Here is a 14,612-nt window from a genome sequence, read left to right on the forward strand (position 1 = left end):
AATTGAACGTTCAGCTAAAAGTGAACCATCTAATGCTGGGGTTGCACTAACTGCGGAACAGTCTTGGATCTCACTAAGTTAATCTATCGTGCTATGTTTTTAGGCCGTGTGAGTAGAATTAAAAAACGTGAAGTTTGCACTATGTTTTCCAAATTAGGAATATTTTTAACTAATACGGGCATAAACTAAAATAGATTCATATAGAAAAGTAAAAGGGAGTTTTGTTGTTAGCAGAGGTGGGGCTCTTATTATTTAATAAAAAGGAGCGTTTAAAGAATGAAAATCAATCTGCCGACAGAAACAATGGAGGGAATTATTAAGTCACTTGAGATTAAAAATCAAGCCAGCACTCGGTTCAATGGTCAAGATTTTCATTTCAAAAAAGAGCGATTTTCATTTGGTTCAGGTAAAACGCCAAACTTTTCTACGGTTTTAGAGAAACTTGATCAAAAAGTAGAGAAAGTGATTCGACATGAAGCAGAATCTCAAAATTTCACCTTTGCTACAATTGGTCGCGTCTGGCAAGAAGAAAATCTGGAATCCGGAAAAGTTGTTTATATTTACTTTTTTTCAAATAATAAACCTGATACCACGTTTCCAGATGAACTGGTCAGTCAGTACGAGCTGCACACCTGGACGAGAACGATTAAATAAATGCAAATATTAAATCCTCTTTGAGGTTTCTCAGCTTGTATACAAAGCCTTTATTCTAAAGGTGATGTTGCAGGCTTTTTTATTTAATAAAACGATCAAAATCTTGCAGAGGGATTAGTATGCGGTTAAAGCGGCTGGAACCGAGTAAAGGTGTTCAGCAGCTTGTACCGACATGAATTATTAATACTAAATCAGACAGCCCTCTTAAGAGGCAGTTGCTTATATTTATACGGGCTCCTATAGCATAACGTTCCATGAATACGCAGCCTGTTAAACCAATTAACGTAATCTCTAAGCTCAAGCGTAAGATTGCTCTAGTTTGCCAAAGTTCTTCTGGTTCATAAACTCGGTTTTAATAATTTTAAACGTGGCTTGCGCCATGAGATAGCCTTTCATGCTTAAAGAGCGGCCGATCTGGAAGGCCGCTAACCTTTTATCGATTAGCTGGTTTTTAAACTCGCTGCCACGGTCGGTATGGAACAGCTGGATATCTCGCAGAAATCGGGCACGGCAGCTCCCCATTCACTTTCCATTGTTTGACGGTGATCCGTTTTGTATTTCTCTTCATTTTCACTGTATGTTTGATGACGAGTTTTGTATTCATAGCAACTACATCCTCTTCTTTAGTGCCTTTACTTATGTATGCCGCAGTCTCTTTCACTGCTTTTTGATTGGTATTTATTTCGCATTCTAACAGGAGATACATAGCTTCACTAATGGAAAGGCTAAGTCTTTAAAGTTGCCATATAGGCTGTCTGGAAGGCGGGTAGGACCGTTAAAGCTCTTTTCTTCTTTTATTTCTCTCGAATTGTCCAAGGCAGCTCATGTGATTTTCTCTCCTTCTGCCTTTTTGTATACTAATACATAAGACGACAAGTGAAGTTTTACGTATACAAAAATACTGAAGACGAATGCACTAGACATTGTGATTTGGAAATCAGGGATAGCACAGTGAACTGTTAACCTGAAAACAAAAAACTGGACCTGAGAGCAGGTCCAGTTTTACCTTATCTTATTTAGCGATGCTGTAAAGAGAATCTACCTCATAGCCTCTTGCTTTATAGTAATCCAAAATACCAAGATAGATCGCTTTGGCTGCCGCTGTCTGCCAGTAATCCGATTTCAATTTGTCATTGTCACTTTTATTCGTAATAAAACCGAGTTCCGCCAGCGCGGCCGGCATATTGTTTTCACGGAGAACACCGTAATTTCCTGACTTTACCCCGCGGTTATTTAAATTCCAGGCGTCTGTCATTCTTGTTTGAATTTTTAAAGCCAGTAATTTGCTGTCTGACACATACGGGTTTGCAGCAGCTGCATAGTAAAATGTTTCTGTACCGTTCGCACTCGCACTAGCCGCATTTGCATGAATACTGACAAACACATTCCCCTTGTTTTTTATAGCAAAATCAGGCCGGGCATTCACAGAGACAAAGACGTCTGAAGAGCGGGTCATTTTCACCTTAAAAGGTGTTTTCTTTAACAAGTTGTTTATTTTCAGCCCTGTAGAAAGGACAACATCTTTTTCTCTAAGTCCAAAGCCAATTGCACCCGGATCTGTACCGCCATGTCCTGGGTCAAGAATAATGGTCTGCCCGGCAAGAGGTGATTCCTGGCCAGCAGAAGGCTTTTCAGGTGAGGCAGTTCCTATAGAGGTACTTCGTAAATAAGAAGCACTGACAAACCCGACTGTGTTACCTGTTTTAACGTATATCCAGTCCCCAACCGAATGCGCACCTGATACTTTTACATTTTTTTCAATCTTTCCTTGTGAAGCAAAAGATGTCGAAGGTCCTGTGCGGATATTTAAGTTATCAGCACTTGTCCAAAGTACCTTTGAAAAACTTACAGATTGTTTTGTACGGAACGTGGGATTAATCGCACGTGCTAAAAAAACAGCAAAATCAGCACGTTTGATCGTTAAATTTCCGCTAAACGTACCGCTGGCTGTTCCACTGGCAATGCCGCGATCCATTAGCTCTTTTGCAGCCCCGGAAGTCGTGCCGTTATAAGAGTAGCCGAATGCATTCGCGATCATAATGGCCATTTCCCCGCGCGTAACTTCCTTATTCGGATAAAAACGACCTGCACTTACCCCTGATAAAGAGTTAGTCATAATTTTTTTGTCCATACTAGATTGTATAAACCCGGAAGCATAGTTACCCGTTCCAACATCGGAGAATACTGTTTTTCTTTGTGTACCGTTTAATTGAAGAGCACGGCCAATTAATGTAACAGCTTCTGTTCTTGTTATCGCTTGATGGGGGTTAAAAGACGTTTTAGATGACCCTTTTACAATCCCCCCACCTGACAAATAGTTCACTTCCTTCTTTACGCGGCTTGGTACATCCGTAAAACCAGCTGCCTGAGCAGACAGGTTGATGCTCCATTGGGAAATAGTCAATAAAAAAACTAGAATAAAAATCATGCTTTTCTTCACGTTTAGACCTCTCCCCTTATCGTTTTATCCAAATATCTTGTATGGATCTCTTTCATATTATTTCCTTTTACTAATTTTGTTTATATGAAACTTTTTAAGATAGTTATTGCACATATGTAACAGTAATTTGATTTTCGTTATGAAAATGAAATGAAAATTGTTTTTTGTTTAATGCTTAAAATATCTCTAGGAGTGGCTTGATTTCCCCTTCAAAAGGTTTATTCGAGGGCGTTTGAACTGGATTATCACTACTAAATTAGATAGTTTTTTAGGAATGATCGCTTTTATTCAACCGGGATTACACAGCCTATAGCCTATGTGTTCCATGAAAGTATAGCTTGTTAAACCGGTTAACATAAGTACGGGATTCAAGTGTAAGAGGTTTTGGACTATCAAACTTCACCTAGCTGACAAATTCTATTTTCTGATCGGAAACTCAGGGATAGCGATGAATTGTTAATGCGAAAACAAAAAAACAGAACCCGCTCTCGGGTCCTGTTTCACCTTTTGTACGCTATTTATTATTACCCTTTTTCATTTGCTCAATTAGCTTTTTTGTCCTCAAGTCCTGGCTTCTCGATAATTTTACTGGGGCAACGTACACGCCGTCTTTTGCTTCATCTTCAAGATCCATGATTCTTTTCTGATAGTGTTAGCAGAAAGATCATAGCCATGTTAAGAAAAGCAATGGAGCATGCCTTTGTATATACTACGCTTTTTCACTACTAAATTCCGTTTTCTGACGCAAAACTTTATTAACAGAACTGCGGTTCTTCCAGATAAACTTAACCATTTCTGCTGGTTCCAGCAGCTGTTCATCTGGATCGCAATAGGTTTCACCTTTTCCATGAACGGTCCACGCCTTTGTGTATTCATTAAACATCAGCGTCCACTGCCCATTTCGCTGCTTGTCTTCAAAAACAAAGTAATGCTTGTTTCCTTGATCATCGTAGAAAGCAATTTGAGGAAAATCCATTGAGAATTGTTCAATATCTTTTTTCGATCTTAACACTCTAGCCATAATTCAACTCTCCTTCACGAAAAACTTGAGAAATGCAAAAATGTCTTGTTTTTAGACAGCTATTTCCAATATTATATATAATTCGAGAAAGTAATGCACCCTGTCCTTTTAATTTTTGTTCTTGCTTCCTGAAAACATGAACGCTGCATTCGTAAAACAAGTAAAAACAAAGAGATCGGGCCCCACATCTCTTTGTACCTATTCTTACTATCGCTCTGAAAATTTCTTTAAATCCTTTTCAGTAATTAATGTAACGGTTTCCCTAACATCAGCCTTTTTGAAGAAGCAGAAAGACGTTCTTTCTTAAACTGACTTATGCATGTACTATTGATTAAGTAAATTAAAACCTTTTTAGAAAGCTAGTTACAGCCCTCTATCTTTGTCTAGCCACTCTTCACCGTTCCATTCGGCAGACGCAGACATTGCACCCAGGTTTGGAAAACTCATAGTAGCGTCGTTTGATTGAATAAAAGATAACAGTTTCACATCTTCGATTAAAAATCTCCAAGAGTTTATTTGGATAATGTCTAATAATTTAAATGCCACTTCTAAGTTTTGTTTTGCGAACAGCTCATAGTTTTTGAATACCAAAACAAAATCCGTTTCTTCCTCAACCATGTCTGATAAGCAATCGTTAAAAGCGTCTAAATTTTCTCCGTAATAACATGGAAAACCAAGAACAGCTGCCAAATCATGATGATAGTTTTTTGAGTCCCACTTGGAACAATCAAAAGTATATATTTCGAACCCTTCATAGGATATATCGGCTATATACTTATCTAAAATTTTATTACTCATGAAGAGCTTTACGGAGCCATTTAGCATAAGTTTCTTCCATAATTCCATCTCACACTCACCACCAAAAATTTGATTTTATTTAAATGAATTATTTCTTAATCAGCAGTACCGGTCAACAGAGCCTTTTTCCCAAAAAAACTCCCTGTTTGATTATATTACCAGTGTGAGGGGAGCGGAAACGACCTATACTGTTAAGGCAAGACAAATCAAAAACCCATAAGGGAGTGACTGATCATGTCAAGCAGAAACCGCAACCGACTATTGGCTCCAGGTGCCCAGCAGGCTATTGACCAGATGAAGTACGAAATTGCTTCTGAATTTGGTGTTCAGCTAGGTGCGGATACAACAGCGCGTGAAAACGGTTCTGTCGGCGGTGAAATCACGAAGCGTCTTGTACAAATGGCGAAACAGGAATTGTCTCGTCGTTAGAAAACATGTAAAACTAAAAAGCAACAAAAAAGACATCCCTTCGTTCTGAAGGGTGTCTTTTTTTGTTTAAGGCTCTGTTAGAGATTGGTGTGAATGAACGTCTAGTTTGTGTATTCAAAATTTGAAAATATCCAATCTGGCTGTACTGCTGATTAAAAAATGTAAATTTAGATTATTTTAAGAAAAGATTTTAACATTTGTTTAATTAGCTTTTTTGTCATCAAATTTCGTTCCTTTAGTTGTTTAACAGCGTTAATTCTTTGTCTTTTGTTTTAACAGTGCTGACAAGAAGGCTAATGTTAGTCCCTGTCCCCAGCCTTGAACTCTTTTATACGGAACCTGTTTGTACCCTTCTGCATCATCCATTACAGCCGTCCCTGCAGAGACACTTGCTACCGATCCATCTTCTTTGATTTGACTAAGAATTCCTTCAATCGACCTCTGGATATATTCATTATACAATTTGCCTCTAGACAACAAGGCAGCAGCAATTCCAGCAGATCCAGATGTCTCTTGATAGGAATCGACATCTGTTAGAATCGTATGCCAAAGTCCAGTTGGAGATTGCAAACGAACTAAAGCACTCAACTGATCACGAAGAGAATCAGCAATAATCATATAAGATGGATGCTGTACTTTGATTAACTCCAATGCTCTTGCCATCGTGTAGGCTGCCCAGCTATTTCCTCTTGCCCAAAAAATGCCGGAAATATGGTTTTGAGCAACATGATCCCACCCATGATAATATAAATTTGTTGTTTCATCCTGTAGAAATTGTTCGTGTCTGTGATATTGTTTCAAGCCAAATTCAAAATAATCATTTCGATCTAACATATGGCCAATTCGTAAAAGAAAATATCCCGCCATAAACATCGTATCTGCCCATGCTTGCTCGGGAAATACATCCTTTCCTCCGTTAACGGTATGCTGTAAAATACCGTCTGCAAACCTGTCTGCATCATTTAATAAAAAATCTGCCATTTGAATGGCATAGTTCAAATAGTTTTCTTCTTCTGAAGCCTTATATAAAGTAAGAAGCGTGTGACCAATGGCACAAGCATTTACAGATAATAATGGCAGACCGTCTTCCAGTTCCTTGTCTATCCAGTTCTTAAGAAAGTGTAAATATTGCTCCTCCCCGGTGGCTTCATATGCTTCAGCAATACCGAAAAAGGCTACCCCGGCAGGCCAGTCCCACCCGTAATCCATCTTCATGGTCCTTTCAACAACTTTATCTATTTTAGCCTTTACTTCATTTTCATCAAAAACAAGCTTAGACATCTTTCACTCTCCTAAATGATAAAAATAAATAATTCGATGCATGACCTACAGGTTTCACCCGGTACCCTCCTTTCGTATGCCATCATTGTAAAATATATCTTTTTTTCTTTATATAAGATTTTCTTGCATGTAGATAAATTGAACAAAGAACACTGTTAAATGCACACATTTCAACATTTTTGGATCTCTTTTCGCTTTTTCAAAGAATGTTTGCACTCTCTGGCTTTAGTTCTGCTTAATATTGTAAATTGTGGCAGAAAATCAATAACGCAAAAAAAAGAGACATCATACAAGCCTCGGTTTTCTTATGTTTGCACATAGAAAACAAACACTGGTGTTTAACAGAGTCATTTATTTAAAAATAGTCTAAATTAATTGTCTGTGATATAGATGATATATGGTACTACATGGATATAATAGGAACAACAAATTAGGTGGGAGAAATCTTTATGAAGATTAAAACTGTTGGCACTTGGGATGATGAACTTTGGCAGGACGCGAGCCCTCTTTATATGAAGGCATTTGGAGATAAGGGAGCCAAGCCGGTTAAGATCATCAAAAATATGTTTGCACAAGGAATTGCCGAGCTTCATGTGGCGTACAACGAGTCGGCAGCGGTTGTTATGGCTCTCACAGGGAAGCTCGTATCTGACCGGGTGATGATCATCGACTATTTGGCTGTATCTGAAAAAGAGCGAGGCCATGGACTTGGCAAACACTTTGTTGATTACCTGCGACAGAAAGCAGATGATGAGGGGTATCAGAAATTGATTATTGAGGCTGAGTCAGAGGAAACACCAGATAATAGAAGGCGTATCCACTTTTGGCAATCATGCGGTTTTCTTCTCACAGAGTATGTCCATCACTACATCTGGGTGCCGGAAACCTACCAGGCTATGTACCTTCCCCTCCTTGCTGATTCGAGGAAGGTAACGGGAGAAGAATTGTTTGTGTTTATCAATACCTTTCACCGGCTGTCGTTTCGCGGCGTTGGGAAAGAGGAAGATTAACGGTTTCTTTTCCTGGCTAAATCGTTTTAACTAAGGGAGCTTAATAAGTTTATAAATAAAAAAGGGACAGTCCCTAAGCAGAGGGTACTATCCCCTTTTTTGTCCTGTCCGGTGAGGAAAGAGATAAACTGACTCTCTTTTTCTATATTTGTTTGTAGAACAAAAGATCACGATATAATACGTTGTTAAAAGATCTCAATATGCACATATTGAGATCAAAACGAAAGGAACATCCTTTTTCATAAAAAATAAAAGACCGAAGAAATAAAAATGCCTGTGACCAGCATAATGATTAAGCCGTAGCCCATAATATCTTTTGCTTTCAGACCGGCAATGGCCAGGGCAGGCAGTGCATAAAACGGCTGAATCATGTTTGTCCACGCATCTCCCCATGCGACAGCCATTGCTGTTTTAGGTAACGATACGCCCATGCTTTTTGCTGCTTCCAGCATAACAGGCGCTTGAACAGCCCATTGTCCGCCGCCTGAAGGAACAAAAAAGTTAACAAGGCCTGCACTCCATAATGTCAGCATGTGAAAAGTATGTTCATTTGAAATCGCGATAAAGGAATCGGATAATATACCTGCCAGACCGGAAGCGGTTACAATACCCATTAATCCTGCGTAAAATGGAAATTGTATAATAATTCCCGTCGCGCTTTTAACAGATTTAGCTACAGCTTCTAAAAACAGTCTCGGTGTTTTGTGCAAAATGATACCAATGAAGAGGAAAAGAAAGTTAATAATATCAAGATTAATAGCAAACCCGTTAGCAGCAATGTAATATCCTAGAAAAGCAAGGCCCAATAAACCAGTAAGCAAAGACAGTACCTTGCTGTTTTCCAAACGGTCAGCAGGTGTCATATCCATATTATGCTCAGTTACCGCAGCCAGCATATCATTCGGGTCATTTAATAAATCACGGTCAATAATAAATGCCTGATCTTTAGGAGGCATCATAAACCGATTGATAAGGGGAACTAAAATGATGAGTCCAATAACAATGGTTAAGTTGAAAGGTGAAAAAAGTGTTTCACTAGTTGGAACAACGCCGATAAGATTTTCGGTGAAATGCCCAGGAGTAGCAATGGTTAAAGCAACGGATGACGAAAGCCCGCCGCTCCAGATAATAAATCCACTATAAGCACTGGCCACCAGCAGCCGATAGTCCACGCCATCTACTTTTTTTGCGATTTCTCGCGCTAACAATGCGCCGATGATTAAGCCAAATCCCCAATTAATCCAGCAGGCAATCAGTGCAACAAGAGTAACAAGAACGATCGCCTGCCCGGGTGAATTTGGTGTACCCGCTAAGTTACCTAATAATTTTTTAAAGAAGGGGCTGCTCGCCATTACATGACCGGTTACCACAATAAAAATCATTTGCATGGAAAAGGTTAACAAACTCCAAAAACCATCTCCCCAGTAGCCCACAATTTGAACCGGTGTGCTGTCTGTTAAAAAGACGGCGAGCCCCATCACAAAAAATGTAAGCACAATAACAAGTACATACGGGTCAGGCATATATTTCTGCATCAGCCTGTTTGAAATGGATATCATCATTTTCATATAATCGTCCTCCTGCCGTTTTGCAGACTTAAAATCAAAAGTACTTTCTTTGATAAGTCAAACACCATCGTGAGTTAGCAGAGTAATTCACTAAATACATTTTTGAAAGCGTTTTCCAAAAGTCGTATATATCTCCCTCCTTAACCTTTCTCTTACTAAAGATTTTACATTTTAAATCCATATAAGTGAAATTCATAAAAAGAATAAATTTTATTCCGTATGAGAATAAACACTTGTTTTAAAATGATTACCAATCGTGATTTTAAAATAAATCAAATAAGAAAGACAAATTAAAGTCTGTTGGTAAGCAATGAATACCTCATGCAAAGCATATAAATGATCCAGCTTAATTCGCTGCTTGTGTTATCAAGAATATGGCGCCTTTCATCCGGTTCAGGGGGCGTAAATAAATTCCATTTATTCATGTGCTGCAGGCTGTAATTTACTGCACACTACATGGATCGTACGAGCTGTCCATCCCCATACTTTTTAAACAGCCGAACAAAGTGCTCACATAGTTCAACTGTCTTATTTGTGCTTCTTGGAAGCAATATTTGATGCCTAACTGCGGTCCTCAATATCCCGGCTGGCGCAGACGCATCGCAATATCCTCTGTCATTTCTTTGATGACAATCATGGTCTCACCTTCCCTGTAATAACCCCGCAGCAAATCTGCCCTTTGGAAAAGGATTTTTCTCGTGCTCCTGCTTTCTCAGATATAATACTGTAATCGGCAGATGGCTGTTTAAAGGGCATTTTGATCTCTGTCTCACAAACAGGAGCCAGTCCCGCGAGCATAGGCTGGTTCTTTTTTGATGCATAAAATACCGGATTTTCCTCATCCTACTGAAAAAGAGGCAATAGATGATGTCATTTTGGCAGCAGGATGAAGACGGTGATTCGGGAAGTCGGCGGCGGCGGTCACATTGATGTCTCCGATTGGGCAGACGACTGGCATTGTTGGCGGTCCTTTCATCGGGGATGCGGTTGTTGGAGCGGGACTTGTGTCAAACTTTACGATGATTGTAGTTGCCTTAACTGCTATCTCGTCTTATGTCGTTTCATCGATGGAAATAAGTACAACCATCCGCAGACGCAGAAAAAAGAAGCAGGAAGACAGTGGGTGAAAAAATGAAAAGGGAAGCAAGCATTTCAACCTGGCAGCTCTTTTTCTTTATGCTGCAAACCCATGTTGGCGTTGGAATTCTCTCTCTTCCATACGACGTGCATCAAGCTGCGGGGAAAGACGGCTGGTTATCGATCCTGCTGGCGGGTTTTTTTATGCAGATAGGGATTGTCGTAATGTGGCTGCTGGCTTCACGCTTTCCTAGTAAAACGTTGGCTGAATTTTTGCCGCTCATTGTCGGACGTGTGATCAGTGTGCTGATTATAGCGCTTTATATGTTCTTTTTTTTCATGGTCGCCAGCCAGATTTTAGCGGCTTTTCTTTCGATTACCGCAGATTGGGCGTTTCCTCGTACACCACCCGTTGTGTTTGCGGTCATTATTACCGCGATTACAGTCTACTTGATTCAAGAGGATATTCGGATTATCGCTCGGTTTCACGTGCTGATGTCCTTTTTTCTGATGGGTGTGCTCATGATTTTTCTCTTAATGTGGAATCACTTGAATGTTTATTATTTACTGCCCATTGGGTCTTCCGGTATCCAGGATATAGCAGCAGGAGCTCAAAAAGCTATTTTTTCATTAGGTGGAACCGAAATGCTGCTCTGGCTTTTCCCCCTTACCCAGGCGAACAACAAAGGAAAATGGAAAGCGGCTGCAGGAGCAAGCCTTACGGTAACGATTATATATACATTGCTGGCGCTTTGCGCATTTACCTATTTTAGCGAAACTAAGCTAAAGCACGTTCCAGAACCGGTTATTTACATGATTAAATCAATTGAACTGGGCATCGTGGAACGGCTGGATCTTATTTTTCTTGTTTTTTGGGCAGTCTTCACTATTACTTCGTTTATGAACAACTTGTACATAGCTGCATTGAATGCAGCTAACATCACTAAAGCAAAGCACCATAAAACAGCTGTTTATATTCTCAGCCTTCTCATTATACCGCTGGCTGTTTATACGAGTAATGCCGAGTCAATCAAAATGATTGGCGGCTTCATCAGCTCGGTCTATCCTGGCTTTTTGTTCATTATTCCTTTATTTTTACTTGTGGTCGCCATCATTAGGAGAAAGCGTGAGGGTACAGGATGAGAAAATGGTGGACTGTCGTTCCGCTTTGCCTTAGCAGCAGAAAGGGCACAGCAAAGGAGAACAGCTTATGCTTAAAAAAACTGTTTATACGCCAGGAAAAAAAGCTCTAGTTTATAGATGACTATATAAGTGCAAAAAACTATCCTCCGTCTATTCGTGAAATAGATGACGCGGTTGAGTTAACGAGAGAAGAGCTTCCTTCCACAAACATGACTCTTTATTAAGCTTGACTTTCAAAGTATTTTCCAAAAAAAAGAGAAACAGAAGAACGGTATGACCTTACTGCTTCCCGTTCGCTGTTTCCACTTCAATGCTTATATAAATGATAAAATTCTCTTGAATCGTTATTTCTGTTCAAATAGTTTAGTTTCCAAAAAATCCATAAAAACGGACTTAGGTTTATCTTTTAAATAAATACAATCGATACTAATACTTATTTTTACATGAGGTTCCATCTCAACGCGAAATAACTCTTCATTTGCCAATTCCTTTCTAACACAGTGTTCAGGCAAAAAACTAATACCTAAGCCTTCCAATACCAGGTTTTTGGCTGTTTCCATATTATCCACTTCTAAATATATATTTGGATTCACATTATTACTCAGAAACAGCCGATGGATCATAAGCCAGTCCATCGATCCATAATCGAAAAAGATTAATGGATGTTTACTGATTTCTTCCACTGTCACTTTTTCTTTTTCTAAAAAATCGTGTTCTTTTGGAACAATAAGACTAATCGGATCATGATAAAGCCTGATTGATTTTACTTGGGGGTGTGTTTCTGTTCGCACAATCCCGAAATCCACTTCTTTATTAATCACCTTGTGCAAAATATCTTTAGAATGACCTGTCACCATTTTGACACGGACATCTTTAAACTCAGACTTAAAAGCAGGAAGAATGTCCGGAAGAATATTGTTCGAAATCGATAAAGCACTGCCGATTACTAATTCATACGGAATAATCACTTGGTTTAATCCATATTTTGCTTCCTGATAAGCTTGAAGAATTTTTTGGGCGTGCGGAAAAAAATATTCTCCCTTTTCTGTGATAGAAATCTTATTTCCATTGCGATGAAAAAGCTTCATATTAATTTCCCGTTCCAAGGATTGAATACGTGCGGTTACGGAAGGCTGCGTTAAATAAAGAGCCTCTGCTGCTTTATTGAAACTGCCTAATTGGCAAACGTAGAGGAAGGCTTCAATATTTTCAATATTCATCTCTAACTGCCCCTTATTGAATCATTGTTTTACCTACTATAGCACATCCTTGATCACAGCAAATTTTTTGCAGAAGCTTATCCATCCCTCATACTGATTTTCAAACCTTATGCCTGTACTCTTTCTTCTAATCCAAGTGACGTTTCAATGACCATATCCGCTAAAATTTCTGTAGGATCAATGATATGCATGTTTGAAGACGAGCTTAGGACAAGTGGGATTTCTGTACAACCCGCTATAATCGCTTCCGCCCCTTCTTGCAGCAACTCTTTAGCAGCTGCCAAAAGGTTTTGATGCCCTTTTTCCAAATCGCCGCCTTTTATTGCATATATTCCTTGCATGACGGTCTCCTGCATCGCTGAATCAGGCTCCAACACCTCAATACTATAACTTTCACAACTACGTTGATACAGGTTTGTATTTAGGGTTCCGCTTGTTGCCAGCAAACCCACCTTATTGATATGATTCTTCTTTAAAAAAACCGCTGTCTCTTGAGGCATATGCAAAATAGGGATACTTACTGCATGATCAGCTGACTTATAAAAGAAATGTGCAGTATTGCAGGCGATGACTAAAAAATCTGCCCCTGCCTCTTCTAGGCGACGGGCAGACTGCTCAATATAGGGAGCAGGATTTGCACCTTTTCCCAGTATAGCCGTTGTTCGATCAGGTATTTGGGTATAGTTATCTGCAATGACATGGATATGATCTTGATCTTTATTTGCAGGTGTCCGCTGGATAATCTTATTCATTAAATCTACTGTGGCTAAAGGACCCATTCCACCAATAATTCCAACTACTTTTTTCATTTTCTCACCACTTCTAAAGAAATTTTATAATTGAAATTCACCAAGAGACAGCACTCTGCTATAAGTGTGCTTTTTTGCTTTCTTTATTATAATTTTTCTTTTTAGAAGCAGATTATAGAAAGAATCTATTCACTAATAGAAACTATAAATTCATGTATCCTAGGTCACCATTTTTCTTTACTTGAAAAATGAATTTCATTCAAATAATCTAAAAAGCTCGCTGTATTCCTTGTAGCTCGTTGGTTCTAAATTGATAGTCAACACCTTTATGCATTAGACCATTTTGTTGTCTGGCATGATCAGCTTTTCCTGCTAGATTTCTTTGATCAGCATTAATTGCTGGACTGTCTTCTGCTTAGTAAAGAAAGCAATCTAAAAGAATTCAGTGAGCTGCATGAATAGAAAGTTTAGGAAGACCGGCTTTCCCAGCGGCAATACTACAACAAAAAAGCCAAAGAAGCTGTATACCAGCGCTTTTCTTCTCCTTCTATTCCCGAAGCAAGACTTAAGCGCAAAGGTTTAGGGACTGGTACTTTATCGTGCCGGAAACGGATGACACTTTTAGCTATATGGAGGGCATTTATACACATAGGTTAACACCTGCCTATTCCATTGAGATGGATAAACGCAGCACGAAGCCTGGATATGCGGTACTCAATCTGCCGGCCGTCTATTCCCTTACCTATCAAGTCATGGATCTGCTTTATCAACAGGTTCCAGTGGCCAATCTGTATATGGAACGGTTAAAAGACCGGTGGATCATTCACATGAAAGATGCCCGGTTAAATGGTGTTTCGGTTGAGTTAGCTGACTTTATAAAACGTTCGACTAAACAAGGGCGTATGCGGTATGTTCCAGAATATGAGGCACTCAGCATTGAATCGGAGGAAAAATTGTTGTCCGTTTCGCTGTCCATAGATATTAAAGACTGGCTGCGAAAAAAAGGTGAACAGACAGGCAAGAGTATGCAGGATATTGCCGCAGAGATCCTTGGAGAATTATATAAACGCGAACAAGGCCCCAACAGGGATACTAGTTGCTATTTCTGTAAAATGTCTAAATAATAATCTAATATGTCATATGCCTTAATAGGAATTTTTATTTTATTACCCATATATCTCTATACTACAAGATACGAACCATTTTACTTTGTTTATTACCC

General features: G+C 39.2%; 14 protein-coding genes and 2 pseudogenes. 7 read left to right on the top strand and 9 right to left on the bottom strand.

What is annotated here, in order from left to right:
* The first annotated feature begins 276 nt into the window (after positions 1-276).
* Positions 277-654, top strand: coding sequence for a hypothetical protein (locus tag M3221_RS24170; protein WP_251274619.1), 378 nt, complete (start codon positions 277-279; stop codon positions 652-654).
* Positions 655-845: 191 nt separating this feature from the next.
* Here the strand turns inward: M3221_RS24170 and M3221_RS26960 are convergent.
* The 5 genes and pseudogenes from M3221_RS26960 to M3221_RS24190 form a co-directional block, all read right to left on the bottom strand.
* Positions 846-950: pseudogene (locus M3221_RS26960) on the bottom strand (IS3 family transposase); the annotation flags it as partial.
* A gap of 155 nt (positions 951-1,105) precedes the next feature.
* Entirely contained in the window at positions 1,106-1,258 is a 153-nt protein-coding gene (locus M3221_RS24175) for a hypothetical protein (RefSeq protein ID WP_251274620.1), read from the bottom strand.
* 408 nt (positions 1,259-1,666) lie between these two features.
* The gene (locus tag M3221_RS24180; protein WP_251274621.1) at positions 1,667-3,094 is read right to left on the bottom strand and encodes an N-acetylmuramoyl-L-alanine amidase; all 1,428 of its coding nucleotides are present in this window, start codon (positions 3,092-3,094) and stop codon (positions 1,667-1,669) included.
* Positions 3,095-3,803: 709 nt separating this feature from the next.
* On the bottom strand, positions 3,804-4,115 hold the full coding sequence (locus M3221_RS24185; protein WP_251274622.1) for a hypothetical protein: 312 nt from the start codon (positions 4,113-4,115) through the stop codon (positions 3,804-3,806).
* A gap of 363 nt (positions 4,116-4,478) precedes the next feature.
* Positions 4,479-4,961, bottom strand: coding sequence for a barstar family protein (locus tag M3221_RS24190; protein WP_251274623.1), 483 nt, complete (start codon positions 4,959-4,961; stop codon positions 4,479-4,481).
* 186 nt (positions 4,962-5,147) lie between these two features.
* Between M3221_RS24190 and M3221_RS24195 the strand changes: the two genes are divergently transcribed.
* The gene (locus tag M3221_RS24195) at positions 5,148-5,342 is read left to right on the top strand and encodes an alpha/beta-type small acid-soluble spore protein (RefSeq protein ID WP_251274624.1); all 195 of its coding nucleotides are present in this window, start codon (positions 5,148-5,150) and stop codon (positions 5,340-5,342) included.
* 252 nt (positions 5,343-5,594) lie between these two features.
* Here the strand turns inward: M3221_RS24195 and M3221_RS24200 are convergent, their stop codons facing one another.
* A complete protein-coding gene (locus tag M3221_RS24200; protein ID WP_251274625.1) occupies positions 5,595-6,623 on the bottom strand; it encodes a glycoside hydrolase family 88/105 protein in 1,029 nt (342 codons plus the stop codon).
* Between the two features lie 449 nt (positions 6,624-7,072).
* On the opposite strand from M3221_RS24200, the gene M3221_RS24205 reads away from it, so the two are divergent.
* Positions 7,073-7,633, top strand: coding sequence for a GNAT family N-acetyltransferase (locus M3221_RS24205; RefSeq protein ID WP_251274626.1), 561 nt, complete (start codon positions 7,073-7,075; stop codon positions 7,631-7,633).
* Positions 7,634-7,872: 239 nt separating this feature from the next.
* Here the strand turns inward: M3221_RS24205 and M3221_RS24210 are convergent, their stop codons facing one another.
* Entirely contained in the window at positions 7,873-9,201 is a 1,329-nt protein-coding gene (locus M3221_RS24210) for a short-chain fatty acid transporter (RefSeq protein ID WP_251274627.1), read from the bottom strand.
* Positions 9,202-10,127: 926 nt separating this feature from the next.
* Between M3221_RS24210 and M3221_RS24215 the strand changes: the two are divergent.
* The 3 genes and pseudogenes from M3221_RS24215 to M3221_RS26965 form a co-directional block, all read left to right on the top strand.
* A pseudogene (locus M3221_RS24215) lies at positions 10,128-10,301 on the top strand (spore germination protein); the annotation flags it as partial.
* Positions 10,302-10,320: 19 nt separating this feature from the next.
* Positions 10,321-11,421, top strand: coding sequence for a GerAB/ArcD/ProY family transporter (locus tag M3221_RS24220; RefSeq protein ID WP_251274628.1), 1,101 nt, complete (start codon positions 10,321-10,323; stop codon positions 11,419-11,421).
* Positions 11,422-11,534: 113 nt separating this feature from the next.
* Positions 11,535-11,645 (top strand): hypothetical protein, encoded by a 111-nt coding sequence (locus tag M3221_RS26965; protein WP_396395424.1) that lies wholly within the window; start codon positions 11,535-11,537, stop codon positions 11,643-11,645.
* 120 nt (positions 11,646-11,765) lie between these two features.
* Here the strand turns inward: M3221_RS26965 and M3221_RS24225 are convergent, their stop codons facing one another.
* Both M3221_RS24225 and cuyB read right to left on the bottom strand, forming a co-directional pair.
* Positions 11,766-12,641 (bottom strand): LysR family transcriptional regulator, encoded by an 876-nt coding sequence (locus tag M3221_RS24225; RefSeq protein WP_251274629.1) that lies wholly within the window; start codon positions 12,639-12,641, stop codon positions 11,766-11,768.
* 107 nt (positions 12,642-12,748) lie between these two features.
* Entirely contained in the window at positions 12,749-13,450 is a 702-nt protein-coding gene (gene cuyB / locus M3221_RS24230; RefSeq protein ID WP_251274630.1) for a cysteate racemase, read from the bottom strand.
* A 569-nt stretch (positions 13,451-14,019) separates the two neighbouring features.
* Here cuyB and M3221_RS24235 point away from each other — a divergent pair.
* A complete protein-coding gene (locus tag M3221_RS24235) occupies positions 14,020-14,514 on the top strand; it encodes a hypothetical protein (RefSeq protein WP_251274631.1) in 495 nt (164 codons plus the stop codon).
* Positions 14,515-14,612 lie beyond the last annotated feature (98 nt).

Origin of the sequence: Domibacillus indicus, from assembly GCF_023715895.1 — a bacterium.
GTDB lineage: Bacteria > Bacillota > Bacilli > Bacillales > Domibacillaceae > Domibacillus > Domibacillus indicus_A.